Raw genomic sequence first — 25,910 nt, forward strand, 5'->3', positions numbered from 1 at the left:
CGGGCCGTCGGGGCCTGCCGGTACCTTGACGAGCTGCGCCGCAGGCGCCTGACGCAGGGTCGGCGGACATCAGGCGGCCAACCGGACGGCGGCACCGGGGGGCTCGAGGGGCTTTTCGAGGGGGCGTGAAGGGGGTCAAGGGGAACCCTTCGTTCCCGGTGGTCGGTTGCGTGCGGGCGGCGGCCAGTATGGTGGACGGGCCGCCGAGCTGCCCGCGCACGGTATGACGGGCGGCGGAGCCAACCGGGAGAACCTGCCTTGAGTCGTCCAACCGACAGTTCGTCCTCCGGGCCCAACGGGCGCGGTGGAGCCGCTTACCCCTCGGGCACGCCGCCGTATGGAACCGGCCAGTATCCGTCCACGACCGAGCCGAATGGTCCTGGTGCCGCGACCGCCCCGGAGGAGAGTTCTGTGACTACGCCTGCCAAGCCGTCCCCGCCCGATTCCGACGGGCCGAAGACGGAGACCACCCTGACGACCCGGATCCGGATCAACATCCCCGGATCGCGGCCGATTCCGCCCGTGGTCGTCCGCACGCCCATGCCCGAGACCGGCGAACCGGAGCCCGCACCGGCCGCCGCCCCCGCGCCCGTTCCCGAGGAGGCTCCGGCCACCGCCGAGGAGTCGACCAGCAACTGGTTCGCGCCGCGCAAGGCCGCTCCGGGTGCGGGTCCGGGACCGACGGGTCCCGCATCGGGTCCGACGCCGGCTCAGACACTGGCCCGGGCCCAGGCCAAGGGCCGGCCCCAGGAGCAGGGACGCGGCCCCGGAGCGCCGGCCGGGGGGAACCCCGCTCCGCGCTACGACACGCCCGCACAAGGCTTCGCCCAGCCTCCGGCGGGTCCCCGTACGGGTGGTCCCGCGGGCCCCGGCCAGGGCGCCGCCCAGTACGCGGGCCAGGGGGGTCCCGGCCAGGGCGCCCCGGGCCAGGGCTACGGCGCGGGCCCCGGACAGGGCCCCGGCTACGGACAGGGCCCCGGCCCGGCACAGGGCCCCGGCTCCGCGCAGCGCCCCGGAGCCCCCGCGCTGCCCGCCGGTCCCGGCGCCGCGTACGGCCCCGGCCCCGGAGCCCCCGCCCAGGGAGCCCCCCATCCGGCCGGGCCCGGCTTCGGCGTGCCCGCGGGGAACCGTCCCGGCGGCCCCGGAGTCGGCACCACCCAGGGGATGTCCCCGTACGGCCCCGGCCCGGCGGGACCGGACGGTCCGACCGGCGGGCCCGCGCTGGGCACCGTACCCGTGGGCGAGGAGCAGGAGCCCCGCTGGCCCGGCCCCGAGCTCGGCGCCGGAGCCGCGTACCCCGTACCCGCTCCCGCGCCCGCCCCGGGCGTCGACCGCGGCCCGGACACGTCCGCCTTCCCCGGCCTCGACCCGGAGCCGCAGGCGCCCGCCGCGGTGCCCGCGAAGACCAAGGTCAAGGCGGCCCCCGCCCGGCCCGCGAAGAAGGGCCGCAGCAAGCTGCTCCTGCTCGTCGTCGCCGGCGTCTCGCTGTTCGGCGTGGCCTACGGCGCGGGCCTGCTCCTCAACCACTCCGACGTCCCCAAGGGCACCACCGTCCTCGGCATCGACATCAGCGGCACCCGCGACGAGGCCGTCGCCAAGCTCCAGACGGCCTTCGGCAACCGCGCCGCAGGCCCGCTCCAACTCACCGTCGGCGGCAAGCCGGTCGAGCTGAAGCCCGAGAAGGCCGGACTGAGCCTCGACAGCCAGACCACCGTCCGCAACGCGGCCGGCAGCGACTACAACCCCGTCACGGTCATCGGCTCCCTCTTCGGCAGCGCGCGCGAGGCCGATGCGGTCATGCCCGTGGACGACGAGAAGCTGCAGGTCGCCCTCACGGAGCTGGCCGGCACCGCCGGCTCGGCCACCGAGGGCACCATCACCTTCGACACCGGCAAGGCCGTCGCCGTACCCGGCAAGCCCGGCACCACCCTCGACGTGGGCGCCTCCGCCGACCTGGTCACCAAGGCCTTCCGCGACATGGTCGCCACCGGCAAGGCGGCCCCCGTCGAACTGCCGTCCGCCGTCAAGGAACCGGTCATCGACAAGGCCGAACTGGACCGGGCCATGAAGGACTTCGCCGAACCGGCGATGTCCGCCCCCGCCACGGTCAAGGTGGGCACCAAGTCCCTGCCCTTCGGCGCCAAGTCCCTGCCCAAGATCCTCAGCATGCAGGCGGTGGACGGACACCTGGTCGAGAAGTACGACCTGGAAGCCCTCAAGGCGACCTACGGCAACACCTTCGACGGCATCCTCATCACCCGCGGCACGGGCGAGAAGACGGCCGTCACCCCGCAGGACGTCGCCGGGGCCCTCGGCAAGGCCCTGCGCGGAAAGACGACCGCCGAGCGGATCGCGGTCATCGACACCAACCCGAACTGATCCTCGGCGAACCCGCAGCCCAGAGCCCCTTCCCGGTCACCGGGGAGGGGCTCCGGCGCATCCCCGTCACCCTCCCCGCATGACATCTGTCATGCGGCTCCCACGACGCGGGACACTGCCGGGCGGACCCCCCTCCGGGCGAACCTTGAGCCATGAAGACGACGACCGCGACGCAGACCAGCGCCGCCACGGGGTCCACCGCCGGCCAGGGGGCCGGCAGCGCCGTGGTGAGCTTCCAGAACGTGACGAAGAGCTACGGCCAGGTCCGGGCGGTCGACGGCCTCAGCCTCGACCTCCACCCCGGCGAGACCGTGGCCCTCCTCGGCCCCAACGGAGCCGGCAAGTCCTCCACCCTCGACCTGCTGCTCGGCCTGCGCCCCGCGGACTCCGGATCCGTCCGGCTCTTCGGCACCACCCCCCGCGAGGCCATCGCGGCCGGCCGGGTCGGCGCGATGCTCCAGACCGGCGGCCTCATGGAGGACGTGACCGTCCGCGAGCTCGTCACCCTGACCTGCGCCCTGCACCCCCGGCCGTACCCGGTCGACGAGGTGCTCTCCCTCGCCGGTGTCGCCGACATCTCCGGCCGGATGGTCAACAAGCTCTCCGGCGGCCAGGAGCAGCGCGTGCGCTTCGCACTCGCCACCGCCGGCCACAACGACCTGATCGTGCTCGACGAGCCGACCACCGGCATGGACGTCACGGCCCGCCAGGCCTTCTGGGCCACCATGCGCGAGCAGGCCGCCCAGGGCCGCACCGTCCTCTTCGCCACGCACTACCTGGAAGAGGCGGACGCGATCGCCGACCGGGTCCTGGTCCTGCAGAAGGGCCGGCTCCTCGCCGACGGCACCGCGGCCGAGATCAAGGCCAAGGCCGGCGCCCGCCGGATCGCCTTCGACCTCGTGGAGGGCTCGGTGGACGAGCTCGCCCTGCGCGAACTCCCGTACCTCACCGGCTACGAGCGGCACGGCGAAACCGTCCGCCTCCAGTCGACGGACGCCGACGCGACCGTCCACGCCGTGTACGCCCTGGGGGCCTACCCCCGCAATCTGGAGGTCGCGGGCCTCGGCCTGGAGCAGGCCTTCATCGCCCTCACCGAGGCCGAGGAGGCCAACGCATCATGAACCAACTGGTGAAGCTCGAAATCACCCGCGCCCTGCGCAACAAGAAGTACCTGTTCTTCACCGTGCTCTACCCGGCCGCCCTCTTCCTGATGCTCGGCGGCACGCTCAACGGCACGACGAAGGTCATGGGCACGGACCTGACCATGCCCGCCTTCTACATGGTGGCGATGGCCTCCTTCGGCGCCCTGACCGCCGTCCTCATGGGCAACAGCGAACGCATCGCCAAGGAGCGCGAGGCCGGCTGGGTCCGCCAGCTGCGCCTCACCTCCCTGCCCGGCCGCGGCTACGTCCTCGCCAAGACCGCCAGCGCCGGAGTGCTCTCGCTCCCCGCGATCCTCGTGGTCTTCGCCGTCGCCGCGGGCGTCAAGGGAGTCCGCTTCGAGCTCTGGCAGTGGCTCGCCCTGACCGGTTCCATCTGGGCCGGCAGCCTCGTCTTCGCCGCGCTCGGCGTGGCCATCGGCTACCTCGCGAGCGGCGACACCGTCCGCCCGATCACGATGCTCTTCTACTTCGGCCTCTCCATCCTCGGCGGCCTGTGGATGCCCACCGCGAACTTCCCGCAGTGGCTGCGCAACATCTGCGAGTGGCTCCCCACCCACGCCTACGCCGGCCTCGGCCAGGCCATCGAGCTGGGCGGCGCGCCGCACGCAAAGGACGTGGCCATCCTCGTCGTGTACTTCGTACTGTTCACTGGTGCCGCCGCCTGGCTGTACCGCAAGGACTCCCTGAAGGCGTGACGATCGTGAGCAGCAGCCCGGCGTTCGGGGAAGTGTCAGGGACGGCCATCGGCCCCGGCGGGACCCGGGTGGGGGTCCCGCCGGAGAACCGACGGCAGAAGATCGTGAAGTCGCTGTGGATCGGGCTGTGGCTCTTCTACCTCAGCGCCCCCGTCACCGATCTGATCAGCGGGGGCCACAGCCTCTGGGCCCGGCTGCTCGGCGGCCTGGGCCTCGCGGCCTTCGTCGCCTGGTACCTGATCCTGGTCTTCCGCACGGCCCGGCAGATGGCACCGGCCCGGGTGCTGTTCTCGGTGTCGGTGCTCGCCGCCCAGGCCACGGTCCTCTCCCTGACCCTCGGCCGCGAATGGCTCGTGCTCTTCGTCTACGTGGCCATCTCCTCCGGAGCGGCCCTCCCCGGGGAGATCTCCCGCTGGACCGTCCCCGCCGCGACCGCGCTGCTCACCGCGACGGCCATGATGGTGCCGGGCGGCGACGCATACCTGGCAGGCCTGCTGATCCCGTCCCTGATGGGCGGATTCGCAATGGTCGGCATCCGGGCGATGATCCGCACCACCATCGAACTGCGCGAGGCACGGGCCACGGTGGCGCAGCTCGCGGCCAACGAGGAACGGCTGCGGATGGCCCGGGACCTGCACGACCTGCTGGGACACTCGCTGTCGCTGATCACGCTCAAGAGCGAGCTGGCCGGGCGGATGCTGCCGGACCAGCCGGAGGCGGCCGCGCGCCAGGTGGCGGACATCGAGCAGGTGAGCCGCCAGGCGCTGGTCGACGTACGGGAGGCCGTGAGCGGCTACCGGCGGCCCACGCTGCCGGGCGAACTGGCCGGTGCCCGGACCGCTCTGACAGCCGCCGGGATCGTGGCGGACCTGCCCTCCGACTGTGCCGAGGAGCTCCCCGAGGAGATCGAGTCGGCGCTCGCCTGGGCGCTGCGCGAGGCCATCACCAATGTGGTCCGGCACAGCGGCGCGAAGCGCTGCACGGTCTCCCTGGCCACCACCCAGACCCTGGCCGGGCGGATGGCGGAGCTGACGGTCACCGACGACGGCGCGGGCGGCCCGCCGGTGGCGGGCAACGGCCTGACGGGTCTGACGGAGCGCCTGGAGGCGGTGGGCGGCACCCTGAACGCGGGCCCCGCCGGGAGATCGGGGTTCCGGCTCACGGCCCGTATCCCCCTAGGATCGGACTCATGAGCCCACGCCCGATCCGCATCCTCCTGGCGGAGGACCAGTCCATGGTCCGCGAGGCGCTGGCGGCCCTCCTCGGCCTGGAGCCGGACATCGAGGTCCTGGTCCAAGTCGCCCGCGGCGACGAGGTGGTGGAGGCGGCCCGCTCCCACGACGTGAACGTCGCCCTGCTGGACATCGAGATGCCGGGCATGACGGGCATCGAGGCGGCGGCGGCCCTGCGGGTGGCCCTGCCGTCCCTGCGGATCGTCGTCCTGACCACCTTCGGCCGCCCCGGCTACCTCCGCGGAGCGATGGAGGCGGGGGCCTCCGCCTTCCTGGTCAAGGACGCGCCGGCCGCACAACTCGCGGCGGCGGTGCGCAAGGTCCTGGCGGGCGAGCGCGTCATCGACCCCACCCTGGCGGCGGCCGCCCTGGCGGACGGCGCCAACCCCCTCACGGACCGCGAACGGGAGGTCCTGCGCGAGGCGGAGTCGGGCGCGACCAACGCGGAGCTGGCCACCCGCCTCCACCTGTCCCAGGGCACGGTCCGCAACTACCTCTCGACGGCCATCCAGAAACTGGCGGCCCGCAACCGCGCGGAAGCGGTGCGCGTGGCCCGCGAGAAGGGCTGGCTGTAGTCGGCCCCGTCGGCGTTACCCCCTAGTTGAGCAGGGCCCTGGCCGACAGGGCCTCGGCGCGGATCCGGCCCGCCGCCGGCGGGTCGATCGCGTCGACGACGAGGGCGTAGGACTCCAGCTCGGCGGCCCCGTGCGCGAACTGCCCGCGCTCCACCAGCAGTTTCGCCCGGTCGTAGCGCAGGGCCGCGGGATGCGAGGGCAGCAGCAGCGCCAGCTCCAGTGCCCAGAGCGCCACCCCCGAGTGCTCGGGCCGTGCGGAGGCCCAGGCGCGGATGTTGTTCAGGATCCGCAGCACGATGTCCAGGGTCCGGGCCGCGACCCGCGGACCCTGCGCCAGCTCCGCCGTTCCCGCGCCGAGCGAAGCGCCGCCCGCGAAGGGATCGACGACCACGCCCTCCTCCGGATCGCCGAAGCCGACCACGAAGTGCCCCGGCAGGGCCAGCCCGTACACCGGGGCCCCGGCCCGCCGGGCCACCTCCAGCCAGACGACGGACAGCAGGATCGGCAGGCCCCGACGGCGCCTGAGCACCTCGTGCAGGAACGAGGACGGCAGCCGGTCGTAGTCGGCCGGGGTGCCGTGGAACCCCAGCTGCCCGCCCAGCAGTTCGGTCACCGCCGAAGCCCACGCGCGGGAGCCCCGCAGTCCGTACGGCAGCATCCCAGCCAGCCGGTCCAGCTCGATCTGCGCCCAGTCCATGACCCGTTCGTCGAGGTCCGGATCGCCCTCCGTGGCGAGCAGCAGGCACAGCACGGACAGGTCCGGCCGCTCCGCCCGGGCCTCCGCCGCGAACTGCTCGCGCCGTTCCCGCGCGCTCACGCCGCCGCCCGGCGGTAGTGGTGGTAGCTGTGGTGGGCCGCGAAGCCCATCCCGTCGTAAAGCGCCCGTGCCCCCGTGTTGGCGGTCTCCACCTGGAGCCAGGCCGCCGAGGCGTCCTCCTCCAGGGCGCGCCCGGCCAGCGCCGCCATCACGGCCGTCGCCAGACCGAGGCGCCGGTGGGCCGGGTCCACCTCGACCGCGGCGAACCCGGCCCACCGGCCGTCCACCACGAGCCGTCCGATCGCCCGGCCGGGGATCGTCGCGAACCACACCGACGGCCCCGCCGTCAGCACCCGGCGGGCGGCCTGCGGGTCCTTGACACGCCCGTAGCGGCCCAGCCATTCCTCGTCAGGGGTACGGGTCAGACGTACCTCCGCGGCGGCGGACGCCGCGGCGTCGTCCACATCGGCCAGTGCGGCCAGCCCGCCGATCCTGACCTCCGCCGACACCTCGCGGACCCAGCCCCGGGCCTCCAGCTCCGCGCACAGCATCTCCTGGGTGCCCGCGGCCCCCGTGGCGGCCTGGACGTAGGCCGGAAGTCCTCTTTGCGCGTACCAGGAGGTCACTCGGGCGAGTGCATCGTCCAGCTCCATCCCGGGGTCGCCGAGCGGCAGCGCTGAGTTGGCCCGCCGGGTGAATCCGCAGGCGGCACGCAGCGTCCACTCGCCCAGCGGCTCGCTCTCCAGCGGCGGCCAGGACCGTGCGCAGGCCCGCGCGAGCTCCTCGAAGGAGGCCGCGGGACCCCTGCGGCGGGCCGGCGCGGCGGGCACGACCTTGCCCGCGACCAGCGCGGATTCCGCGATTCGGACGGACTCGCCGGTCTTTCGTGTGATCGTCAGCACACCCGCGTTCCAGGATGTGAGAACCCCTACGGCGTCCGTGAACGCGGGGGCCCCGCCCGACCCGCCCTCCACCCGTCGTACAGAGACTCGTTTACCCACGTCAGCGGGGGTGATCCGGATCTCCAGCCGTCCACCGGCAGTGATTTCCACAGCTCTGTCCGCCCCTCCTGTTCGGATCGTGCCCGGGAACGGAGATACTAGAGGCGGGCATCGACGACGCCGCGCTCCCGCGCGATATGGACAGCCCTTATGAGGAGGAACGAGAGCGTGACCTACGTCATCGCGGAGCCTTGTGTCGACGTCAAGGACAAGGCGTGCATCGAAGAGTGCCCCGTCGACTGCATCTACGAGGGCCAGCGGTCCTTGTACATCCACCCGGACGAGTGCGTCGACTGTGGTGCGTGTGAGCCGGTATGCCCGGTCGAGGCCATCTTCTACGAGGACGACACTCCGGAGGAGTGGAAGGACTACTACAAGGCGAACGTCGAGTTCTTCGACGAGCTCGGTTCGCCCGGTGGTGCTTCCAAGCTCGGCCTGATCGAGCGCGACCACCCCTTCATCGCAGCGCTTCCGGCGGACATCAACCCGAGCCACTGACGGTCGGTACCGCCTGAGCCGCCCTCGGTCCCGTCCGGCCTCGCAGCCGGACGGGACCGAGGTGTTTCACCCCGCGGCAACCCGCAGGACACGCAGGACCCGCAGGATTTCTGGAACGCACGGAACACCCGGAAAGCGAGAGCGCATCGTGGCCGCAGTCTCAGACCGTCTCCCCGTCTTCCCCTGGGACAAGCTGGAGCCCTACAAGGCGACGGCGGCGGCCCACGCGGACGGCATCGTCGACCTGTCCGTCGGCACCCCCGTCGACCCGGTACCGCAGCTGATCCAGCGCGCCCTGGTCGAGGCCGCCGACTCCCCGGGCTATCCCACGGTGTGGGGCACGGCCGCCCTGCGCGACGCGATCACCGGGTGGGTGCGCAGCCGCCTCGGCGCGAGCGCGGCCGGGCACCACAACGTCCTGCCGGTCGTGGGCTCCAAGGAACTGGTGGCCTGGCTGCCGACCCAGCTCGGCCTCGGCGCCGGGGACCAGGTCGCCTACCCCCGGCTCGCCTACCCGACCTACGAGGTCGGCGCGCGGCTGTGCGGGGCCGAGCCCGTGGTCTACGACGACCCGACCACCGATCTCGACCCGGCCCGCGTGAAGCTGCTGTGGCTCAACTCCCCGTCCAACCCCACCGGCAAGGTCCTCTCCAAGGAGGAGCTCGTCCGGATCGTGGCCTGGGCGCGCGAGCACGGGATCCTGCTCTTCAGCGACGAGTGCTACCTGGAGCTGGGCTGGGAGGCCGAGCCCGTCTCCGTCCTGGACGACGAGGTCTGCGGGGGCTCGTACGAGGGCCTCGTCGCCGTCCACTCGCTCTCCAAGCGCTCCAACCTGGCGGGCTACCGGGCGGCCTTCATCGCCGGTGACGCCGAAGTCCTCGGCGAGCTGCTGCTGATCCGCAAGCACGGCGGCATGATGACCCCGGCCCCGGTGCAGGCGGCCACGGTGGCGGCGCTCGGCGACGACGCGCACGTCGAGGAGCAGCGCGTGCGCTACGCGGCCCGCCGCGCGGCGCTGCGTACGGCCCTGGAGGCGCACGGCTTCCGCGTCGAGCACAGCGAGGCCAGCCTCTACCTGTGGGTGACCCGCGACGAGCCCTGCTGGGACACGGTCGCCCACCTCGCCTCCCTGGGCATCCTGGTCGCCCCGGGCGACTTCTACGGCGAGGCGGGCGCGCACTTCGTCCGCGTCGCCTTCACGGCCACGGACGAGCGCGTCGAAGCGGCGGTCAAGCGACTGGCCGGCTAGCCGGTCCGTCCGGCCCGCCGGCCGACAGCCCGAAGGGCCCGGGAGTTCGTGCTCCCGGGCCCTTCGGAGTTCCTGCGGCCGGCGGTTAGCCGAGGCCGGGCAGGCCGCCGGGCAGGCCGCCCAGCGCACCTGTGGGGAGCCCGCCCGTGGGCAGCCCGCCGGCGGTCAGGCCGCTGGTCGGGAGCCCGCCGAGCAGGCCGGCGGCGGCATCGGTCGGCGAGGCCGGGACCGCGTGGGCGGCGGCCGGCGCGGCCTGGGCGGCCGTCTCCGTCGCGGTGTCGCCCGCGGCGGCGACCGTCGCGTCCGGCGAGGTGAGCGCGCCCAGCTGCGGCACGGACTCCAGGCCCGCGGCGCTGGCCGCGCCGGCCGCACCGACCACGGGCGCTGCCCCGGCTGCGAGGAGCAGCGCGGTACGGGCGATGCGGCGGGTCAGGGGGAGGGACATGATGCTCCTAAGCGGTAGCGGCTGAGTACGCCGGTACAACCGCTCACGGGGGGCGGTGAGTTGCGGAGCCGGTGGGTAAAGGATCAGTAACGCATCGTTTAATCGGCTTCCGCGACAACCGCATCGGATGCACGCCCACCTGCGCTTGTGTGCCCGCCGGGGCCCGGGTGTCCGCCGTTGGGGTCACCCCCGCACGGGGGACGCCTCGCACGGCCGAGCGAGTGCCCTGCGGCCGCTCGGTCGCGCGCGAATCAGTCGTACACGAATCAGCCGCGCACGAATCAGCCGCGCACGAAGATCCGTACCTCGCCGGACTGCGCGTTGTGCCGGTCGCCGTCGCCGTCCTTGGCTCCCGTGCCGCCCTTCCACTGCCACCGGCCGCCGTCCTTGCCCGCGATCCAGGCCTTCTCGACGTACGAGACCCGGGTGATCTCCAGCGTGCGGGCGTTGGCCACCGCCCACCCGGCGAGGACCTTGCCGGCGCGCACCGCCGCCTCGCCCCCGCCCCGCTTCTCCACCAGGGTGACCTCGGACTCCGGGACGGCCTTGCTGCCGCCGGCGCCCTCGTCATCGGTCCGCGACGAGTCCCTGGCAACGGTCGGCATGGTCTGCAGCCCGCTCTTGCCGATGAGCCGGGACAGCTCCGTGCGGACCTTGGCCGGGTCCCCGGCCTGCGCGGGAGCGGGGCCGGTGCACACCAGGTGGCCGGCGCCGGTGAGTGCCGTCGTCAGGACCGTGGCGTCGGGCTCGTGCTTCGCGTACGCCTGCGGGAAACCGCTGAGCTGCACCTTCTGCGCCGCCACCGTCAGCGGCAGCCGCGAGTACCCCTTGATCTCGCCCAGCCGGTCGTAGAAGATCCCGGCCGAGTACACCGGGTCCATGATCTGCGCGGGCGTGCCCCAGCCCTGCGAGGGCCGCTGCTGGAAGAGACCGAGGGAATCCCGGTCGCCGTGGTCGAGGTTGTTCAGCGCCGATTCCTGCATCGCGGTCGCCAGGGCGATCGTCACGGCCCGGTCCGGCATCCCCTTGGAGACCCCGACGGCCGCTATCGTCGCCGCGTTGGCCGCCTGGTCCGGGGACATCTCGACGTACTCGTCGGCGCTGCCCTTGTCCTCGCCCGGTCCGTGGACGCTGGCCGTGCAGTACGGCGCACCGCCGCCGCCGTTCGACTCCCGCTGCACGACGAAATATCCGACGACGGCGACCAGCACCAGGAAACCCGCAGCCCAGCGGAGCGGGTGACGGCGGCGGCGGGGACGAGGCTGATCATCGGTCTGCGGCACGCCGCCCACCGTACTTGAGCCATTCGGCGCGTCCACCGGCCGGACGGACACCGTTTCACCGAACCCCGGAGCGTTAGGGTCAGCTCCATGCCCGAATCCGAGCTGGACCTCACCCTGGACGCCGCCGAGCTGACCGCCCGGCTCGTCGACATCCCCTCCGTGAGCGGCGACGAAAAGGTACTCGCCGACCTCGTGGAACACGCGTTGCGCGGCCTCGCGCACCTGACCGTGGACCGCTACGGCAACAACGTCGTCGCGCGCACGAACCTCGGCCGCGCCGAACGCGTCGTACTCGCCGGTCACCTCGACACAGTGCCCATTGCGGACAACGTGCCCTCGCGGCTCGACGAGAACGACGTCCTGTGGGGCTGCGGAACCACCGACATGAAGTCGGGCGTCGCCGTGCAGTTGCGCATCGCCGCGACCGTGCCCGAGCCCAACCGCGACCTCACCTTCGTCTTCTACGACCAGGAAGAGGTCGCCGCCCACCTCAACGGCCTCGGCAAGGTCGCCGAAGCCCACCCCGACTGGCTGACCGGCGACTTCGCGGTCCTGCTGGAGCCGTCGAACGCCGAGGTCGAGGGCGGCTGTCAGGGCACCCTGCGGGTCCTGCTCCGCACGGCCGGCGAGCGCGCCCACTCCGCGCGCAGCTGGATGGGCTCCAACGCCATCCACGCGGCGGGCCCGATCCTGGCGAAGCTGGCCGCGTACGTGCCCCGCAAGCCCGTCATCGACGGCCTGGAGTACCACGAGGGCCTCAACGCGGTCCGCATCGAAGGCGGCGTCGCCAACAACGTCATCCCCGACGCGTGCACGGTCACGGTCAACTTCCGCTACGCCCCCGACCGCAGCGAGGACGAGGCGCTCGCCCACGTGACCGAGGTCTTCGAGGACTGCGGCATCGCCGAGATCGTGGTCGACGACTCCTCGGGCGGCGCCCTCCCCGGGCTCGGCCACCCCGCGGCGGCGGCCTTCATGGAGGCGGTCGGCGGCCGCGCCATGCCGAAGTTCGGCTGGACCGACGTCTCCCGCTTCAGCGCGCTCGGCGTACCGGCGGTGAACTACGGCCCAGGGGACGCCCTGTTGGCCCACAAGGTCGACGAACGCGTCGAGACGAAGGCGATCCTGCACTGCGAGGAACGACTCCGCGCCTGGCTGACCTCCTGAATTCCGCTTCTCGTCACCTTTGTGCGCCTACCCTGATCCAACGATCAGCAGGAGGGAGCACATCATGGGCAACCCCGAAAGTTCCGCCCGCCGTCGGCCCGAGGAGCAGCAGCTCGGGCCGGTGCTGAGGAGGCGGGGCCAGGTGCAGGCGGGCAGTACGACGGACCAGCGGCTGCTGGATTCGGCCGGGCCCTCCGAGTGGGTGCACACCGATCCCTGGAGGGTCCTGCGCATCCAGTCGGAGTTCATCGAGGGCTTCGGCACGCTGGCGGAGCTTCCGCCGGCGATCAGCGTGTTCGGCTCGGCCCGCACCCCGGTGGGATCACCGGAGTACGAAGCGGGGGTGCGGATCGGCGGCACGCTGGTGGACGCCGGCTTCGCCGTCATCACGGGCGGCGGTCCGGGCGCGATGGAGGCGGCCAACAAGGGCGCCCGGGAGGCCAACGGCATCTCGGTGGGCCTGGGCATCGAGCTCCCCTTCGAGCAGGGGCTCAACCAGCACGTGGACCTGGGGCTGAACTTCCGCTACTTCTTCGTCCGCAAGACGATGTTCGTCAAGTACAGCCAGGGCTTCGTGGTCCTGCCGGGCGGCCTGGGCACCCTCGACGAGCTCTTCGAGGCCCTGACCCTGGTCCAGACGCAGAAGATCACCCGCTTCCCGATCGTGCTGTTCGGCACGGAGTACTGGAGCGGGCTCATCGACTGGCTGAAGAACACGGTGGTCGCGCAGGGCAAGGCCTCGGAGCGCGACCTGTACCTCTTCCACGTCACGGACGACGTGGACGAGGCGATCGCGCTCGTGACGAAGGAAGTCGGCAAGTAGCTCCAGGGCTACGCCAGTCCCCGGCGGGCGACCGCCGGGGGCCGGTGGCCCTGGATGGAGGCCACCATGTCGCCTTCTTCGTGCCGCTCTCGCGCAGTTCGGCGCCGGGGCGCCTCACCGGCTTCGGGCGGCTGCGCCGGCCTCCGGCCGTCGGACCTTGGGCTCAGGCAAGTCCCCGGCGGGCGACCGCGGGTGGCCGGTGGCCCTGGATGGAGGCCACCATGTCGAGGACCTGCTTGGTTTCCGCGACCTCGTGGACGCGGTAGACCTGGGCGCCGAGCCAGGCCGAGACGGCCGTGGTGGCGAGGGTTCCCAGCAGACGCTCCTTGACCGGCTTGTCGAGGGTCTCGCCGACGAAGTCCTTGTTGGACAGCGAGACCAGCACCGGCCAGCCGGTATCGGCCATTTCCGCCAGCCGGCGGGTGGCCTCCAGGGAGTGCCGGGTGTTCTTCCCGAAGTCGTGGCCCGGGTCGATCATGATCGCGTCCCGGCGCACACCCAGCGCGGCCGCCCGCTCGGCGAGCCCGACCGTGACGCGCAGGATGTCCTCCATGACGTCCTCGTACGAGGTCCGGTGCGGCCGGGTGCGCGGCTCGACCCCGCCCGCGTGGGTGCAGACGATTCCGGCGCCGTGGCGCGCGGCGACCTCCGCGAGCTTCGGGTCCACTCCGCCCCACGCGTCGTTCAGCAGGTCGGCCCCGGCCTCGCAGACCGCCTCGCCGACCTCGTGCCGCCAGGTGTCGACGCTGATCACCACCTCCGGGTGGCGGCGGCGCACCTCGGCGACGAAGCCGACCGTGCGCCGGGCCTCCTCCACGGCGTCCACGTGCTCGCCCGGCCCCGCCTTGACCCCGCCGATGTCGATGATCGCGGCGCCCTCGGCGACCGCCTGCTCGACGCGGTCCAGGGCCGGCTCGTCGCGGAAGGTCGCGCCCTGGTCGTAGAAGGAGTCAGGGGTCCGGTTCACGATGGCCATGATCACCGGCTCGTGCGTCTCGAACTCGCGCCTGCCCAGTCGCAGCATCCTGCTCTTTCCTCCTTCGGCGGCCCTTGCGCCTCGTCTGCGACCTTAACCTGGTGGCCGGAGTCTTCTCAGGGGAGTTGATCGTGTTCGCGTTCTTGCTCATCGCGCTGGTCGTGGTCGTCGCCGCGGTCACCCTGGCCGTGGCCGGCGGGGGATCCGAGGCCGTCCTGCCGGAAGCCGAGCCGGACCGGGTGTCCGACGGCCTGCCGGAGAACCGTCCCGTCGTCCGGGCCGACATCGACGAACTGCGCCTGCCGGTCGCTCCGCGGGGCTACCGGATGGCCGAGGTGGACGACGTACTGGAACGGCTGGCGGCGGAGCTGGCGGAGCGCGACGCCAGGATCGCGGAGCTGAGCGCGGCCGGCGCCGTAGCTGCTTCCGGGGCCGCTGCGCCGGGCCCGGTGGACCTCATCAAGGCCGACGAGCAGTGAGCGGGGTCGTCGCCGGGCCCGACGGGGGGCTGCGCTGCCCCTGGGGGCTGGCCACCGAGGACTACATCGCGTACCACGACACCGAGTGGGGCCGTCCGGTCCACGGGGACGACGCGCTGTACGAGCGACTGTGCCTGGAGGCCTTCCAGTCGGGGCTGTCCTGGCTGACGATCCTGCGCAAGCGGGAGGGGTTCCGGGCGGCGTTCGCGGGCTTCGAGATCGCCAAGGTCGCGGAGTTCGAGGAGCCGGACGTGCAACGGCTGCTCGGCGACGAGGGGATCGTCCGCAACCGGATGAAGATCGAAGCGACCCTCGCCAACGCGAGGACCCTGGCCGGGTGGGGCGCGGGCGAACTGGACGCGCTGATCTGGTCCCACGCCCCCGCGGCCCCGAAGACGGCGGCGGGCCGGCTGCGCGCGGCGCCGAAGACCACGCAGGACGTGCCGGCGGTGACGGCGGAGTCGACGGCGCTGGCGAAGGCGCTGAAGAAGGCGGGCATCCGCTTCGTCGGCCCGACGACGGCGTACGCCCTGATGCAAGCCTGCGGCCTGGTCAACGATCACCTGGCCCACTGCGTGGCCCGCGAGGCCGCGGTCTGACGCTCGCGCGCTGTGCGGGTCCGGGCAGAGCCCGGGGAACGGCGGAAGGGTGGGTAGGGGACACGCCCCGCGCAGCGGCAACCCCGCAGCCCCGGACCGGCCCCGCGCAGCGAGAGGCGGGCCCCGGGCTGCGCCCCCGGAAGCGGCTAGCGCCCCAGGTAGCGCGGCGGCTGCTTCGCGAGGAACGCGGCGACCGCGATCCCGTGGTCCTCAGAGGCCCCCGCACGGGTCTGCAGGGCGTCCTCGTGCTCCAGCGCCTCGGGAAGCGACCGCGAGGCCCCGTACGCCAGGGATTCCTTCAGCGCGGCGTACGCCACCGTCGGGCCCTCCGCCAGCCGCCGGGCCACGGCAAGGGCCTCCGCGGCCAGCTCGTCCGACGGGACGACGCGGTTCGCGATGCCGAGCTCCAGGGCCTCCTGGGCCTTGACCGAGCGGGGGAACAGCAGCAGGTCCGAGGCGCGCGAGCCGCCGATCAGGCGGGGCAGGGTCCAGGAGACGCCCGAGTCGGCGGTCAGGGCGACCCCGGCGAAGGAGGTGTTGAAGGAGGCCGTGTCCGCGACCACCCGGAAGTCCGCCGCCAGCGCGAAGCCGAAGCCCGCGCCCGCCGCGACGCCGTTCACGCCCGCGACCACCGGCTTCGGCATCTGCGTCAGGGCCCGGACGATCGGGTTGTAGTGCTCCGCGACCGTGCTCATGGTGAGCGAGGAACCGCTCTCGTGGTCGGCCGTCAGGAACCCGACGTGCTCCTTGAGGTCCTGGCCGACGCAGAACGCCCGGTTGCCGGCAGCGGTGAGCAGGACCGCCCGCACGGCCTGATCGGAGGCGGCAGCCTCGACCGCGTCGCGCAGGGCGACCTTGGTCTCCGTGTTCATGGCGTTCATGGCTTCGGGACGGTTGATCGTGATGGTCGCGAGTCCGTCGGTCACTTCGTAGAGCACGCTGTCGGCCATGTCGGGGGTCCCCCTTCGTCGCGGGCTGGCTACCGGCCGGTATCGTCCGGTGCAAGGGTCAGCATGGCGGACCGGGCCGTGGTTCCACATGTGATGTGCGTCAAACAAACCGGAGGGCGGATCCGGGGTGCGGCGGCGAAGTATCGCAGGCAGGTCCCCGAAATGAGTGGTTTTGGCCGAGCGCGTTGCGCAAGCGTTCCCACCCGATGTTGGTCATCGGGTCCTGACATGCGGGATAATGGCCTGGAAGCAATGTGTTCGATGCCGGTACTAGGCGCCTGACTGGGGCCGTCGGCTGACGATGAGCTGGTTTCAGGAAGGGGAACGAGCATGGCGGCCATGAAGCCGCGGACGGGCGACGGCCCGCTCGAGGTCACCAAGGAGGGGCGGGGCATCGTCATGCGCGTACCGCTTGAGGGCGGCGGTCGGCTTGTCGTCGAGCTGACTCCGGACGAAGCGGACGCCCTGGGTGACGCCCTGAAGAAGGTCGTCGGCTGACCCCTCGTCGGTACTGAGGGCGCACTGACGCCAACTGAAGACTCTGCACTGCCCCGGTCGCGCACCGCGTCCGGGGCAGTGTTGTTTTTCCGGGCCGCTCCGCTCCGAAGGGCGCGCGGTCAGCGTCGGACGGCGCAGAGCAGGCCGTCGCCGACCGGCAGCAGCGCGGCCTCCAGGGCCGGGCTCTCACGGACGCTGCGCAGCAGCTCGCGGACGCGGAGCACCTCCACCGGCTGGGCCGCGGAGTCGACCGTACGGCCGTCGGAGAAGACTCCCTCGAAGCAGACCAGTCCGCCGGGGCGCAGCAGGCGCAACGATTCAGCGAGGTAGTCGAGGGACTCGGACGGGTCCCCGTCGCAGAAGACGAGGTCGTATCCGCCGTCGGCGAGTCGCGGCAGGACGTCGAGCGCGCGGCCGGGGATGAAGCGGGCGCGGTTGCCCGCGAAGCCGGCGGCGCGGAAGGCCTGACGGGCGAAGGCCTGGCGGTCGGGTTCCGGATCCACCGTGGTCAGCACCCCGTCGGCCCGCATTCCGTGCAGGAGGTGGATGCCCGACACGCCTGTGCCGGTGCCGATTTCGGCGACCGCCTTGGCGTCCGCGGTGGCGGCGAGCAGGCGCAGCGCGGCCCCGGTGCCGGGGGAGACGGAGCGCAGTCCCGCTTCCCTGGACCGGTCGCGGGCCCATCGCAGAGCGTCGTCCTCGGCGACAAACGCGTCGGCGAACGCCCAGCTCGTCTGCCGGTTGCCGGTAATGACCCTCTCCTGTCCCCATAGTTGGCGCAACGGTGACTGTATCCGCTGGAGTCGGGAACCCGCAGATGGGACCGGGCGTTGAGAGCAGTAGAGGGATAAGGGCGGTCCGGGACCCTCGGCCCGTGCAAAGTTACTGCAAAAATGCTTATCCGGAGCTGACGGGAGGGGTGGCTATGGTAGGGAATCCGCTGGACACCACCAGAGCCGACAGGGGAGGTGCGGCTGCGCCTGTGGATCGTGGGGGTGTTCTCCGACGCCTCTTCTGGTCGGCCGGTGAGCCGAAATCCGTGACCAACATTGCTGACCGTTTCCGCACCGTAGACACCGCAACCACCGCGACCTTTGCCGCCGATGCGGGCTCCCAGGCGTGGACCCCTCCCTCGTGGGAGGAGATCGTCAGCACGCACAGTGCGCGGGTCTACCGTCTCGCCTACCGGCTGACGGGCAACCAGCACGACGCCGAGGACCTGACGCAGGAAGTCTTCGTCCGCGTCTTCCGCTCGCTTTCCACGTACACGCCCGGCACGTTCGAGGGCTGGCTGCACCGGATCACGACCAACCTCTTCCTGGACATGGTCCGCCGCAAGCAGCGCATCCGCTTCGACGCGCTCGCCGACGACGCCGCCGAGCGGCTGCCGAGCCGTGAGCCGTCCCCGCAGCAGGTGCTGCACGACACCCACTTCGACGCGGACGTGCAGCAGGCGCTGGACACCCTCGCGCCCGAGTTCCGCGCGGCCGTGGTGCTGTGCGACATCGAGGGTCTCTCCTACGAGGAGATCGCCGCCACGCTCGGAGTGAAGCTCGGCACCGTGCGCAGCCGTATCCACCGGGGCCGTTCGCACCTGCGCAAGGCGCTCAAGCACCGTTCTCCCGAGGCCCGTGCGGAGCAGCGCGCGCTGGCCGGAGTGGCAGTGGGCGCCCCGGGCGCCGGGGGAGAGGGCGGAGCCGAGTGAGCGGGATCAGTCCTTCCCCGTCGCCTGCCGAACAGGCGTCCTCCGCCGAACAGCATCTGGGCGACCGGCTCGCCGCCCTCGTGGACGGGGAGCTGGGCCATGACGCCCGCGAGCGCGTGCTGGCGCACCTGGCGACGTGCTCCAAGTGCAAGGCCGAGGCCGATGCGCAGCGCCGTCTGAAGACCATGTTCGTGGAGAGCGCGCCGCCCCCGCTCTCGGCTGGGCTGCTGGCGCGGCTCCAGGGGCTGCCCGGCGGCAGCCCTGACGGCCCCTCCGGGCCGTCGGGCCCCTTCGGTCCGCCGCCGGGTGCCGACCCGTTCTCCTCCTTCGCCTACGCGCCCCCGGCGGCCGCCGGGCCGCAGTCGGGCTTCCCCATACACAAGATGGGCGGCCAGGAGGCGGGCCGCTCGCGGCGCCGCTTCGCGTTCGTCGCGGCCGGGGCGGTATCGCTCGCCGCGATCGCGCTGGGCGGCTCGCTGCCGCTGGACGCCGTCGAGCCCAACGCCCGGGGCGAAGCCCCCGCCGCGCGGACCGGCCCCGCGGTGCCGGTCTTCGACGCGGTGGCCCGGGAGAACCGGATCGAGCGCCCGGGTACCGTCCCGACGCTCCACCCGGAAACCCCGCTGGCCTCCGCCTCCGCCTCCGCCTCGGCCTCCCCGTCCGCCACCCAGGCCTCGGCCCGCCCGGTCTCCTTGTCGCGCTAGGCCGCGACGCGACGCGGTGATCCTTTTCCCGGCCGCAGCACTGGTGCTGCGGCCGGTGGCGTGCGCGATGCCGCGCCGTCCCGCAGGCGCCCTCGGACCCGGCCGGGTCCGCCGGGGCAGTCCGCCGGGTGCGTACGACTCCGTACGCGGGCACTGGCCGCCCCTCTCGCCCCCGCCGGGCACCGCACCTATCCGACGGGACCGCTCGGGCCGCACACGGCCCGTGGCGGGCGGGGTGACGGGGCCCGGGGGTGACCTGGTTGAATCTGCGCCAGATGTGCCGCTCCGGGCGGCCGGCGGAGACAGGTACGCGGGGAGCGCCCATGTCCGACAGTCAGCAGACCGATCCGGCGGCCCGGACGCGGGCTCCGGCCGAAGCTCCCGCGCCCCGGCCCTCCGGGACGTCCCGGACCCCTCGCTGGTGGAGCCGCCCCTATCGCCCTGCCGCCGGGACGGACGAGGCCTCCGTACCGCGGCCGCGGACCGCACAGGACCGCACCCCGACCCCGGACCCCGAGACCCTCCCGAACCCGGACCTGGACCCGGCCCCGGACGACCGGGCCGTCCCGGCCCCGGTGTGGTGGAGCCGGCCCGCGGAGATCGGTCCGCCGCACGGGGCGGATGCGGCGGCGGTGGCTGCCCTGTCGGACCGCGCGCCGGACCCGGACCCGGCCAAGGACCCGGCCCCGCGCTACGACCCCTGGTCCGCCCAGCCGCTGCAGGCGCCGGATCGGGGGAAGCCGGGGCCCCGCCGGCTCCGGCTCCGCCAGAGCGTCGTTCTCGGCGTCGGGATCGCCCTCCTCGCGGGCACGATCGGCGGTGTCGTGGGCGTGCTCGCCGAGCGGAAGGCCACCACCCGCCTGGAACTTCCGCAGGCCGCACCCGAGGCGGACCGGGGCCGGGCCCCCGACAGCGTCGCCGGGATCGCGGCCACCGCGCTGCCCGGCGTGGTCACCCTGCACGTCAGCGGCGCGCAGAGCAGTGCGACCGGCACCGGCTTCGTACTCGACGCGCAGGGCCACATCCTCACCAACAATCACGTGGTCCACGGCGCCCAGCGCATAACGGTCACCTTCAGCACCGGCGAGAGCGTCCCCGCCGAGCTGGTCGGCGGAGACACCGGCTACGACCTGGCCGTCGTCCGGGTCACCGGCGTACGGGGGCTGCGGCCCCTCGCGCTCGGGAATTCCGAGAACGTCAAGGTCGGCGACCCCGTCGTGGCCATCGGAGCCCCCTTCGACCTGTCCAACACCGTCACCGCCGGCATCATCAGCGCCACCGGCCGCCCCATCACCGCGGGCGGGGACAAGGGCGACGGCAGCGACGTCAGCTACGTGGACGCGCTCCAGACCGACGCCCCGATCAACCCCGGCAACTCCGGCGGCCCGCTCCTCGACGCCAGGGCCCAGGTCATCGGCATCAACAGCGCCATCCGCGGCGGCGACGGCGGCGACAGCTCCGGCCAGCAGCGCGGCAGCATCGGCCTGGGCTTCGCCATCCCGGTCAACCAGGGCAAGCGCGTCGCCGAGGAGCTCATCCGCACCGGCCACGCCACCCACCCCGTCATCGGCGTCACCCTGGACATGGAGTACTCCGGTGATGGCGCCCGGGTGGGGGAGAAGGGCGAGGGTGGAAAGCCGGCCGTGGCCTCCGGTGGTCCGGGGGCCCGCGCGGGGATCAAGCCCGGGGACGTGATCACCAAGGTGGACGGGGTGCGCGTGCACGGAGGCGACGAGCTCGTCATCAAGATCCGGGCCCACCGGCCGGGCGATTCCCTGGCCCTCACCGTGCTCAGGGACGGCGGGGAGCGCACGCTGGAAGTGGTCCTCGGGTCGGCGAACGGGTCGTGACGGGAGCGTGAAAGCGGGGGCCGCTCGGTTATTGAGCGGTCCTGATGTATTGGCCAATGGACCCGGCCGGGTACCGTGTGTCGGGCCTGACCCGAAGAGAGCCGAGGAGCGGCAAGGTGTTCAACGACATAGGCGCACTCGAACTGGTCACGATCGTAGTGCTGGCCATTCTCATCTTCGGCCCGGACAAGCTGCCCAAGGTCATCCAGGACGTCACGGGCGTCATCCGGAAGATCCGCGCGTTCTCGGACAGTGCGAAGCAGGACATCCGTTCCGAACTCGGCCCGGAGTTCAAGGACTTCGAGTTCGAGGACCTCAATCCGAAGAACTTCATCCGCAAGCAGCTGGCGGAGAACGAGGACCTCAAGGACATCCGCAGCAGCTTCGATCTCCGCAAGGAGCTGAACGAGGTCACGGACGCGGTCAACAGTAAGGACGTCGACCCGGCCCCGGCCGCTTCCGGCGACACCGCCGCGCCCGCGCCGACCGGCGGTCCGGACCTGCTGAAGAAGCCCGCCGCCCCGGCGCAGGAGCGGCGCACGGTCTTCGACGCGGATGCCACCTGAGCCACCCGATACCACGCGCGAGCCTGCCTGCCCGGTGATCCGGGGTCCGGTGGCTATCCTCCATGAGTCCGGACCCAGGACGCCCCAGGGAGGGGGTCCCCCCAGCGCAGCACGGGGGAGGGCCGTTCCGGACCCCACGGAACGAGAGGCCGCTCACATGGAGACGACGCGCAGTAGCCGGGTGGGCACGCAGCCCGCCGAGACGGCGGCAGCACCCGCACAGCCGGCACCGCAGGAGCACCCGCGGCTGCCGCAGGAGGCAGCCGCACGGCCCGTACCGGCGGCCCGCCGCACGGCGGAGAGCTACCTGCGGGCAGATTTCCCCTGGTACGGGCTGGACGGGGCCTTCACCGGCCCCCGCTGGCTCATGCAGGTCGGTACCGGCGCGGACGGCAGCGTGGAGCACGGCTCCACGGGCCACGGCGACGAGCCGTCCGCCCGCGGCGAGATCGCCACGGGCGAGAAGGAGCGCTTCGCGGTGGTCGTCACCGTCGCGAGCAACCCGCTGCGCCGCAGCGGGGACGGCACCGGCGTCCTGGAGGCCACCTCGGTCTCCTCGGCGGCCTGGCTGGCCGGCTCCGGGCTGCTGGCGTACAGCTGGCCCGTGCAGATGGACCACACCCTGCGCGACGACTGGCTCGACCAGCAGACCGAGGCCGCGTGGGAGCTGGCGGACGCGCTCGACGGGGAGGACTGGTCGACGCTGTCGCTGCCCGTGGACGGGGAGCCGACGCTGTTCCACTACCGCGAGTCGGAGTTCGGCTGGGTCCTGGCGGGTTCCACCGGGAGCGGGGTCCATCTGGGCGCGTACGGCCGCGGCATGAGCGCGTACGGGATCGGGTTCTCCGCGATCGGCGACCTCGCCGCCTACGAGTAGGGGTACGGGAAAGGGGCACCGCCGGTCGGCGGTGCCCCTTCGGCCACGGTCCCTCGGGCTACGCGTCCCTCGGGCCGCGCGGTCCCTCCGGCTGTCCCTTAGAACTTGTTGCGCGGCGTGATGCCCAGCGACATGCCGGACAGGCCGCGGGCGCGCCCGCCCAGCTTGCCGGCGATGGCGCGCAGGGCCGCGCCCGCCGGGGAGTCGGGGTCGGACAGGACGACCGGCTTGCCCTCGTCGCCGCCCTCGCGCAGGCGCACGTCGATCGGGATCGAGCCGAGCACCGGCACGTTCGCGCCGATCGTCTTCGTCAGGCCGTCGGCGACCCGCTGGCCACCGCCCGAGCCGAACACGTCGACCATCTCGTCGCAGTGCGGGCAGGGCAGCCCGGACATGTTCTCGACGACGCCGACGATCTTCTGGTGGGTCTGCACGGCGATCGAGCCGGCCCGCTCCGCGACCTCGGCCGCGGCCTGCTGCGGGGTGGTCACGACGAGGATCTCGGCGTTGGGCACCAGCTGGGCCACGGAGATCGCGATGTCGCCCGTGCCCGGCGGCAGGTCGAGGAGGAGCACGTCCAGGTCGCCCCAGAACACGTCGGCCAGGAACTGCTGGAGGGCCCGGTGGAGCATCGGCCCGCGCCAGACCACCGGCGCGTTGCCGGGGGTGAACATGCCGATGGAGATGACCTTCACGCCGTGCGCCGACGGCGGCATGATCATGTTTTCGACCTGGGTGGGGCGGCCGTCCACGCCGAGCATGCGCGGCACGCTGTGGCCGTAGATGTCGGCGTCGACCACACCGACCTTGAGGCCGTCGGCGGCCATCGCGGCGGCCAGGTTGACGGTGACCGAGGACTTGCCCACGCCGCCCTTGCCGGAGGCGACCGCGTAGACGCGGGTCAGGGAGCCGGGTTTGGCGAAGGGGACCTCGCGCTCGGCGGTGCCGCCGCGCAGGGTGACGGCGAGCTCCTTGCGCTGCTCGTCGCTCATCACGTCGAGCGTGACGGAGACCGCGGTGACGCCGGGGACCCGCTGCACGGCCTCGGTGACGAGGTTGGTGATGGTCTCGCGCATGGGACAGCCCGACACCGTGAGGTACACGGTGACGGCGACTGCGCCGCCGTCACCGATCTCCACCGATTTGACCATGCCGAGCTCGGTGATCGGCCGGTGGATCTCGGGGTCGTTCACCGTCGCCAGCGCGTCCAGGATCGCGTCCTGCTCGGGCACGGCAGCGGCGGAGGCGGAGCTTGTGTCGGTAGCCATGCCCCGATGGTACGGCTCGGTAGCGTGCCGCAGGAAAGCCTGCTAGCGGTCGCCTTCGTCACTCTCGGCGGGGAACAGCCGCCGTTCGTCCATCTCCTTGATCAGGTCCTGGAACTCGGACCGGATCCAGTCACGCGTGGCGACCTCTCCCAGGCCCATCCGCAGGGCCGCGATCTCACGGGTCAGGTACTCGGTGTCCGCCAGCGAGCGCTCGTTCTGCTTGCGGTCCTGTTCCAGGTTGACCCGGTCCCGGTCGTCCTGCCGGTTCTGCGCGAGCAGGATCAGCGGGGCCGCGTAGGAGGCCTGGAGCGACAGCATCAGGGTCAGGAAGATGAAGGGGTACGTGTCGAAGCGCAGGTGCTGCGGCGCGAAGATGTTCCACAGCACCCAGACGATGATGACGACGGTCATCCAGACGATGAACCGGCCCGTGCCGAGGAACCGCGCCACCCGCTCCGAGAGCCGTCCGAACGCCTCGGGGTCGTACTCGGGCAGCAGCCGCCGGCGTGCCGGGCGCGGCAGGTCGAGACGGGCGCGCGAGCGCGTCAGCGCGCTCGACCCGGTCGAGGAGCCGGAGGAGCCGAACGACCCGGACGAGCCGCTCTTGGCCCGCTCCCGGTGCGACTCGGAGGAACGTTCCGCCGATTCCGCCGACAGCCCGTGCTCGCGCGCCTGGAGCCGCGCCTGTTCGCGCCGCTCGCGGATCTGTTCGCGCCGCCGTTCGCGCGAGGCCTGGTCGCCCCGCCCCCGCTCAGTGGTCACGTACGGCCCCCTCCGCATCCTCGGAACCCCTGAGCCCGTCGGAGTCGTCAGAATCCTCGGGGCTCTCGGAGTGGAAGTCCGTCTCCCGCCAGTCGTCCGGCAGCAGGTGGTCGAGTACGTCGTCCACGGTGACCGCGCCCAGCAGCGAGCCGCTCTCGTCGACGACGGGCACCGCGACCATGTTGTACGCGGCCAGGTAGCTGGTCACCACCGGCAGCAGCGCGTCCGGCCGCAGCGGCGGCAGGTCGGTGTCCACGATCGAGCTGACCAGAGTGAACGGGGGGTCCCGCAGCAGCCGCTGGAAGTGCACCGTGCCCAGGTACTTGCCCGTGGGCGTCTCGTCCGGCGGCCGGCACACGTACACCTGCGCGGCCAGCGCCGGCGACAGGTCCGCCTGCCGTACGCGGGCCAGCGCGTCCGCCACCGTGGCGTCGGGCCGCAGCACGATCGGCTCCGTGGTCATGAGACCGCCCGCGGTGTTCTCCTCGTACGACAGCAGACGCCGCACGTCGGCCGCGTCGTCGGGCCGCATCAGGGTCAGCAGGCGTTCCTTGTCGTCCTCCGGCAGCTCGGAGAGCAGGTCGGCCGCGTCGTCCGGGTCCATCGCCTCCAGGACGTCGGCCGCGCGCTCCTCCTTCAGCTTCCCGAGGATCTCCACCTGCTCGTCCTCGGGCAGCTCCTCCATGACGTCCGCGAGCCGGTCGTCGTCGAGGGCGTTGGCCACCTCGGCGCGCCGCTTGGGCGTCAGGTGGTGCAGGACGTTCGCGACGTCCGCCGGGCGCATCTGTTCGAAGGTGGCGACCAGGTTCTCGGCGCCCTGCCCGTGCTCCTCCAGCGAGAAGCCCGTCACCGCCGACCATTCGACGGTCAGGGTCTCGCCGCGCCGGCGCAACGCGCCCGACTTGCCCTTGCGCACGAAGATCCGGTCGATCTCCCAGTCCCGGCGGGCCGGCAGCTGCTGGATGGCCACGTCGAGGACGGTGACCTCCTCGTCGTCCGCGACCAGCCGCACCCGACGGTCGAGCAGTTCGCCGAGGATCAGCCGCTCGGTGGGGCGCTGCTCGAAGCGCCGCATGTTGACGACTCCGGTGGTGATGACCTGCCCGGACTCGACCCCCGTCACGCGGGTCATGGGCAGGAAGATCCGGCGCCGGCTGACCACCTCGACCACCAGGCCGAGCAGCCGTGGCGGGCGGCCTCCCACGCGGAGCATCGCGACGAGGTCGCGGACGCGGCCCACCTGGTCGCCGTTGGGGTCGAAGACGGGCACACCCGACAGATGCGAGACGAAGATCCGTGGGGCGCCTGCCGCCATCCGAGCGCCTCCTACGAGTCTGCGTCATCCGTCGATCACCGGTACTGCCGTCCCTCAGGTTAGCCCGTGCCCGCCGCAACCTCCTGATGGGGCC

The 25,910-nt window shown here is 72.6% G+C and carries 27 protein-coding genes; 17 read left to right on the forward strand and 10 right to left on the reverse strand.

The window, feature by feature from the left end; translation table 11 throughout:
* The first annotated feature begins 258 nt into the window (after positions 1-258).
* The 5 genes from AC3IYJ_RS25485 (at position 259) to AC3IYJ_RS25505 (ending at position 6,044) form a co-directional block, all read left to right on the forward strand.
* Positions 259-2,379, forward strand: a complete 2,121-nt coding sequence (locus AC3IYJ_RS25485; RefSeq protein WP_489397072.1) for a peptidoglycan binding domain-containing protein — start codon at positions 259-261, stop codon at positions 2,377-2,379.
* 152 nt (positions 2,380-2,531) lie between these two features.
* Positions 2,532-3,500: an ABC transporter ATP-binding protein gene (locus AC3IYJ_RS25490; RefSeq protein ID WP_489397073.1), complete on the forward strand. Its 969-nt coding sequence runs from the start codon at positions 2,532-2,534 to the stop codon at positions 3,498-3,500.
* The gene (locus tag AC3IYJ_RS25495; protein ID WP_489397074.1) at positions 3,497-4,237 is read left to right on the forward strand and encodes an ABC transporter permease; all 741 of its coding nucleotides are present in this window, start codon (positions 3,497-3,499) and stop codon (positions 4,235-4,237) included. The genes AC3IYJ_RS25490 and AC3IYJ_RS25495 overlap by 4 nt, the downstream gene beginning before the upstream one ends.
* Positions 4,238-4,269: 32 nt before the next feature.
* On the forward strand, positions 4,270-5,430 hold the full coding sequence (locus tag AC3IYJ_RS25500; protein ID WP_489402924.1) for a sensor histidine kinase: 1,161 nt from the start codon (positions 4,270-4,272) through the stop codon (positions 5,428-5,430).
* Positions 5,427-6,044, forward strand: a complete 618-nt coding sequence (locus AC3IYJ_RS25505) for a response regulator transcription factor (RefSeq protein ID WP_489397075.1) — start codon at positions 5,427-5,429, stop codon at positions 6,042-6,044. The genes AC3IYJ_RS25500 and AC3IYJ_RS25505 overlap by 4 nt, the downstream gene beginning before the upstream one ends.
* A 22-nt stretch (positions 6,045-6,066) precedes the next feature.
* Here AC3IYJ_RS25505 and AC3IYJ_RS25510 read toward each other — a convergent pair whose 3' ends face one another.
* Together AC3IYJ_RS25510 and AC3IYJ_RS25515 are read right to left on the reverse strand one after the other, a co-directional pair.
* Positions 6,067-6,861 carry a transglutaminase family protein gene (locus AC3IYJ_RS25510; RefSeq protein ID WP_489397076.1) on the reverse strand — a complete coding sequence of 265 codons (795 nt, stop codon included), beginning with the start codon at positions 6,859-6,861 and terminating at the stop codon, positions 6,067-6,069.
* Positions 6,858-7,853 carry a GNAT family N-acetyltransferase gene (locus AC3IYJ_RS25515; RefSeq protein ID WP_489397077.1) on the reverse strand — a complete coding sequence of 332 codons (996 nt, stop codon included), beginning with the start codon at positions 7,851-7,853 and terminating at the stop codon, positions 6,858-6,860. Before AC3IYJ_RS25515 ends, AC3IYJ_RS25510 begins: the two co-directional genes overlap by 4 nt.
* Before the next feature lie 117 nt (positions 7,854-7,970).
* On the opposite strand from AC3IYJ_RS25515, the gene fdxA reads away from it, so the two are divergent.
* Both fdxA and dapC read left to right on the forward strand, forming a co-directional pair.
* Entirely contained in the window at positions 7,971-8,300 is a 330-nt protein-coding gene (gene fdxA / locus AC3IYJ_RS25520; RefSeq protein WP_030868357.1) for a ferredoxin, read from the forward strand.
* Between the two features lie 148 nt (positions 8,301-8,448).
* The gene (gene dapC, locus AC3IYJ_RS25525; protein WP_489397078.1) at positions 8,449-9,549 is read left to right on the forward strand and encodes a succinyldiaminopimelate transaminase; all 1,101 of its coding nucleotides are present in this window, start codon (positions 8,449-8,451) and stop codon (positions 9,547-9,549) included.
* Positions 9,550-9,634: 85 nt separating this feature from the next.
* Here the strand turns inward: dapC and AC3IYJ_RS25530 are convergent, their stop codons facing one another.
* The gene (locus AC3IYJ_RS25530) at positions 9,635-9,994 is read right to left on the reverse strand and encodes an ATP-binding protein (protein WP_489397079.1); all 360 of its coding nucleotides are present in this window, start codon (positions 9,992-9,994) and stop codon (positions 9,635-9,637) included.
* A gap of 281 nt (positions 9,995-10,275) precedes the next feature.
* Positions 10,276-11,286 (reverse strand): hypothetical protein, encoded by a 1,011-nt coding sequence (locus tag AC3IYJ_RS25535; protein WP_489402925.1) that lies wholly within the window; start codon positions 11,284-11,286, stop codon positions 10,276-10,278.
* A 78-nt stretch (positions 11,287-11,364) separates the two neighbouring features.
* Here AC3IYJ_RS25535 and dapE point away from each other — a divergent pair, with 78 nt between their 5' ends.
* Together dapE and AC3IYJ_RS25545 are read left to right on the forward strand one after the other, a co-directional pair.
* Positions 11,365-12,444, forward strand: a complete 1,080-nt coding sequence (dapE, locus tag AC3IYJ_RS25540; protein ID WP_489397080.1) for a succinyl-diaminopimelate desuccinylase — start codon at positions 11,365-11,367, stop codon at positions 12,442-12,444.
* Between the two features lie 64 nt (positions 12,445-12,508).
* Positions 12,509-13,267, forward strand: coding sequence for an LOG family protein (locus AC3IYJ_RS25545; protein ID WP_489397081.1), 759 nt, complete (start codon positions 12,509-12,511; stop codon positions 13,265-13,267).
* Positions 13,268-13,430: 163 nt separating this feature from the next.
* Here AC3IYJ_RS25545 and folP read toward each other — a convergent pair whose 3' ends face one another.
* The gene (gene folP, locus AC3IYJ_RS25550; RefSeq protein ID WP_489397082.1) at positions 13,431-14,291 is read right to left on the reverse strand and encodes a dihydropteroate synthase; all 861 of its coding nucleotides are present in this window, start codon (positions 14,289-14,291) and stop codon (positions 13,431-13,433) included.
* Between the two features lie 77 nt (positions 14,292-14,368).
* Here folP and AC3IYJ_RS25555 point away from each other — a divergent pair, with 77 nt between their 5' ends.
* On the forward strand, positions 14,369-14,722 hold the full coding sequence (locus AC3IYJ_RS25555) for a DivIVA domain-containing protein (RefSeq protein ID WP_489402926.1): 354 nt from the start codon (positions 14,369-14,371) through the stop codon (positions 14,720-14,722).
* A complete protein-coding gene (locus AC3IYJ_RS25560) occupies positions 14,719-15,321 on the forward strand; it encodes a DNA-3-methyladenine glycosylase I (protein ID WP_489397083.1) in 603 nt (200 codons plus the stop codon). Before AC3IYJ_RS25555 ends, AC3IYJ_RS25560 begins: the two co-directional genes overlap by 4 nt.
* A gap of 146 nt (positions 15,322-15,467) precedes the next feature.
* On the opposite strand, the gene chcB is transcribed toward AC3IYJ_RS25560, so the two are convergent.
* Positions 15,468-16,271, reverse strand: coding sequence for a 2-cyclohexenylcarbonyl CoA isomerase (gene chcB, locus AC3IYJ_RS25565; RefSeq protein ID WP_489397084.1), 804 nt, complete (start codon positions 16,269-16,271; stop codon positions 15,468-15,470).
* A 330-nt stretch (positions 16,272-16,601) separates the two neighbouring features.
* Here chcB and AC3IYJ_RS25570 point away from each other — a divergent pair, with 330 nt between their 5' ends.
* Positions 16,602-16,769, forward strand: a complete 168-nt coding sequence (locus AC3IYJ_RS25570; protein WP_003966491.1) for a DUF3117 domain-containing protein — start codon at positions 16,602-16,604, stop codon at positions 16,767-16,769.
* A 119-nt stretch (positions 16,770-16,888) separates the two neighbouring features.
* On the opposite strand, the gene AC3IYJ_RS25575 is transcribed toward AC3IYJ_RS25570, so the two are convergent.
* Complete coding sequence (locus AC3IYJ_RS25575) at positions 16,889-17,551, reverse strand: O-methyltransferase (RefSeq protein WP_267757465.1); 663 nt, start codon at positions 17,549-17,551, stop codon at positions 16,889-16,891.
* A 143-nt stretch (positions 17,552-17,694) separates the two neighbouring features.
* Between AC3IYJ_RS25575 and sigE the strand changes: the two genes are divergently transcribed.
* The 5 genes from sigE to AC3IYJ_RS25600 all read left to right on the forward strand — a co-directional run bounded on the left by sigE (position 17,695) and on the right by AC3IYJ_RS25600 (position 22,471).
* A complete protein-coding gene (gene sigE / locus AC3IYJ_RS25580) occupies positions 17,695-18,474 on the forward strand; it encodes an RNA polymerase sigma factor SigE (RefSeq protein WP_330298413.1) in 780 nt (259 codons plus the stop codon).
* Positions 18,471-19,178, forward strand: a complete 708-nt coding sequence (locus tag AC3IYJ_RS25585) for a zf-HC2 domain-containing protein (RefSeq protein WP_489397085.1) — start codon at positions 18,471-18,473, stop codon at positions 19,176-19,178. The genes sigE and AC3IYJ_RS25585 overlap by 4 nt, the downstream gene beginning before the upstream one ends.
* A gap of 323 nt (positions 19,179-19,501) precedes the next feature.
* Positions 19,502-21,028: a S1C family serine protease gene (locus AC3IYJ_RS25590; protein ID WP_489397086.1), complete on the forward strand. Its 1,527-nt coding sequence runs from the start codon at positions 19,502-19,504 to the stop codon at positions 21,026-21,028.
* Positions 21,029-21,144: 116 nt separating this feature from the next.
* Complete coding sequence (locus AC3IYJ_RS25595; RefSeq protein WP_489397087.1) at positions 21,145-21,594, forward strand: sec-independent translocase; 450 nt, start codon at positions 21,145-21,147, stop codon at positions 21,592-21,594.
* Positions 21,595-21,751: 157 nt separating this feature from the next.
* Complete coding sequence (locus AC3IYJ_RS25600; protein ID WP_489397088.1) at positions 21,752-22,471, forward strand: hypothetical protein; 720 nt, start codon at positions 21,752-21,754, stop codon at positions 22,469-22,471.
* Positions 22,472-22,569: 98 nt separating this feature from the next.
* On the opposite strand, the gene AC3IYJ_RS25605 is transcribed toward AC3IYJ_RS25600, so the two are convergent.
* The 3 genes from AC3IYJ_RS25605 to AC3IYJ_RS25615 form a co-directional block, all read right to left on the reverse strand.
* A complete protein-coding gene (locus AC3IYJ_RS25605; RefSeq protein WP_489397089.1) occupies positions 22,570-23,739 on the reverse strand; it encodes an Mrp/NBP35 family ATP-binding protein in 1,170 nt (389 codons plus the stop codon).
* 42 nt (positions 23,740-23,781) lie between these two features.
* The gene (locus tag AC3IYJ_RS25610; RefSeq protein WP_330301049.1) at positions 23,782-24,288 is read right to left on the reverse strand and encodes a DUF1003 domain-containing protein; all 507 of its coding nucleotides are present in this window, start codon (positions 24,286-24,288) and stop codon (positions 23,782-23,784) included.
* Positions 24,289-24,490: 202 nt separating this feature from the next.
* The gene (locus AC3IYJ_RS25615) at positions 24,491-25,816 is read right to left on the reverse strand and encodes a magnesium transporter MgtE N-terminal domain-containing protein (protein ID WP_489397090.1); all 1,326 of its coding nucleotides are present in this window, start codon (positions 25,814-25,816) and stop codon (positions 24,491-24,493) included.
* Positions 25,817-25,910: the final 94 nt, after the last annotated feature.

This window comes from Streptomyces sp. GL_140, assembly GCF_057834465.1.

Excerpts from the sequence above, each read along its gene's own strand:
- AC3IYJ_RS25490 (WP_489397073.1), top strand. The coding sequence starts at position 2,532 with ATGAAGACGACGACCGCGACGCAGACCAGCGCCGCCACGGGGTCCACC.
- AC3IYJ_RS25495 (WP_489397074.1), top strand. The coding sequence starts at position 3,497 with ATGAACCAACTGGTGAAGCTCGAAATCACCCGCGCCCTGCGCAACAAG.
- AC3IYJ_RS25505 (WP_489397075.1), top strand. The coding sequence starts at position 5,427 with ATGAGCCCACGCCCGATCCGCATCCTCCTGGCGGAGGACCAGTCCATG.
- AC3IYJ_RS25530 (WP_489397079.1), bottom strand. The coding sequence starts at position 9,994 with ATGTCCCTCCCCCTGACCCGCCGCATCGCCCGTACCGCGCTGCTCCTC.
- dapE (WP_489397080.1), top strand. The coding sequence starts at position 11,365 with ATGCCCGAATCCGAGCTGGACCTCACCCTGGACGCCGCCGAGCTGACC.
- AC3IYJ_RS25545 (WP_489397081.1), top strand. The coding sequence starts at position 12,509 with ATGGGCAACCCCGAAAGTTCCGCCCGCCGTCGGCCCGAGGAGCAGCAG.
- folP (WP_489397082.1), bottom strand. The coding sequence starts at position 14,291 with ATGCTGCGACTGGGCAGGCGCGAGTTCGAGACGCACGAGCCGGTGATC.
- chcB (WP_489397084.1), bottom strand. The coding sequence starts at position 16,271 with ATGGCCGACAGCGTGCTCTACGAAGTGACCGACGGACTCGCGACCATC.
- AC3IYJ_RS25570 (WP_003966491.1), top strand. The coding sequence starts at position 16,602 with ATGGCGGCCATGAAGCCGCGGACGGGCGACGGCCCGCTCGAGGTCACC.
- sigE (WP_330298413.1), top strand. The coding sequence starts at position 17,695 with ATGGTAGGGAATCCGCTGGACACCACCAGAGCCGACAGGGGAGGTGCG.
- AC3IYJ_RS25590 (WP_489397086.1), top strand. The coding sequence starts at position 19,502 with ATGTCCGACAGTCAGCAGACCGATCCGGCGGCCCGGACGCGGGCTCCG.
- AC3IYJ_RS25600 (WP_489397088.1), top strand. The coding sequence starts at position 21,752 with ATGGAGACGACGCGCAGTAGCCGGGTGGGCACGCAGCCCGCCGAGACG.
- AC3IYJ_RS25605 (WP_489397089.1), bottom strand. The coding sequence starts at position 23,739 with ATGGCTACCGACACAAGCTCCGCCTCCGCCGCTGCCGTGCCCGAGCAG.
- AC3IYJ_RS25615 (WP_489397090.1), bottom strand. The coding sequence starts at position 25,816 with ATGGCGGCAGGCGCCCCACGGATCTTCGTCTCGCATCTGTCGGGTGTG.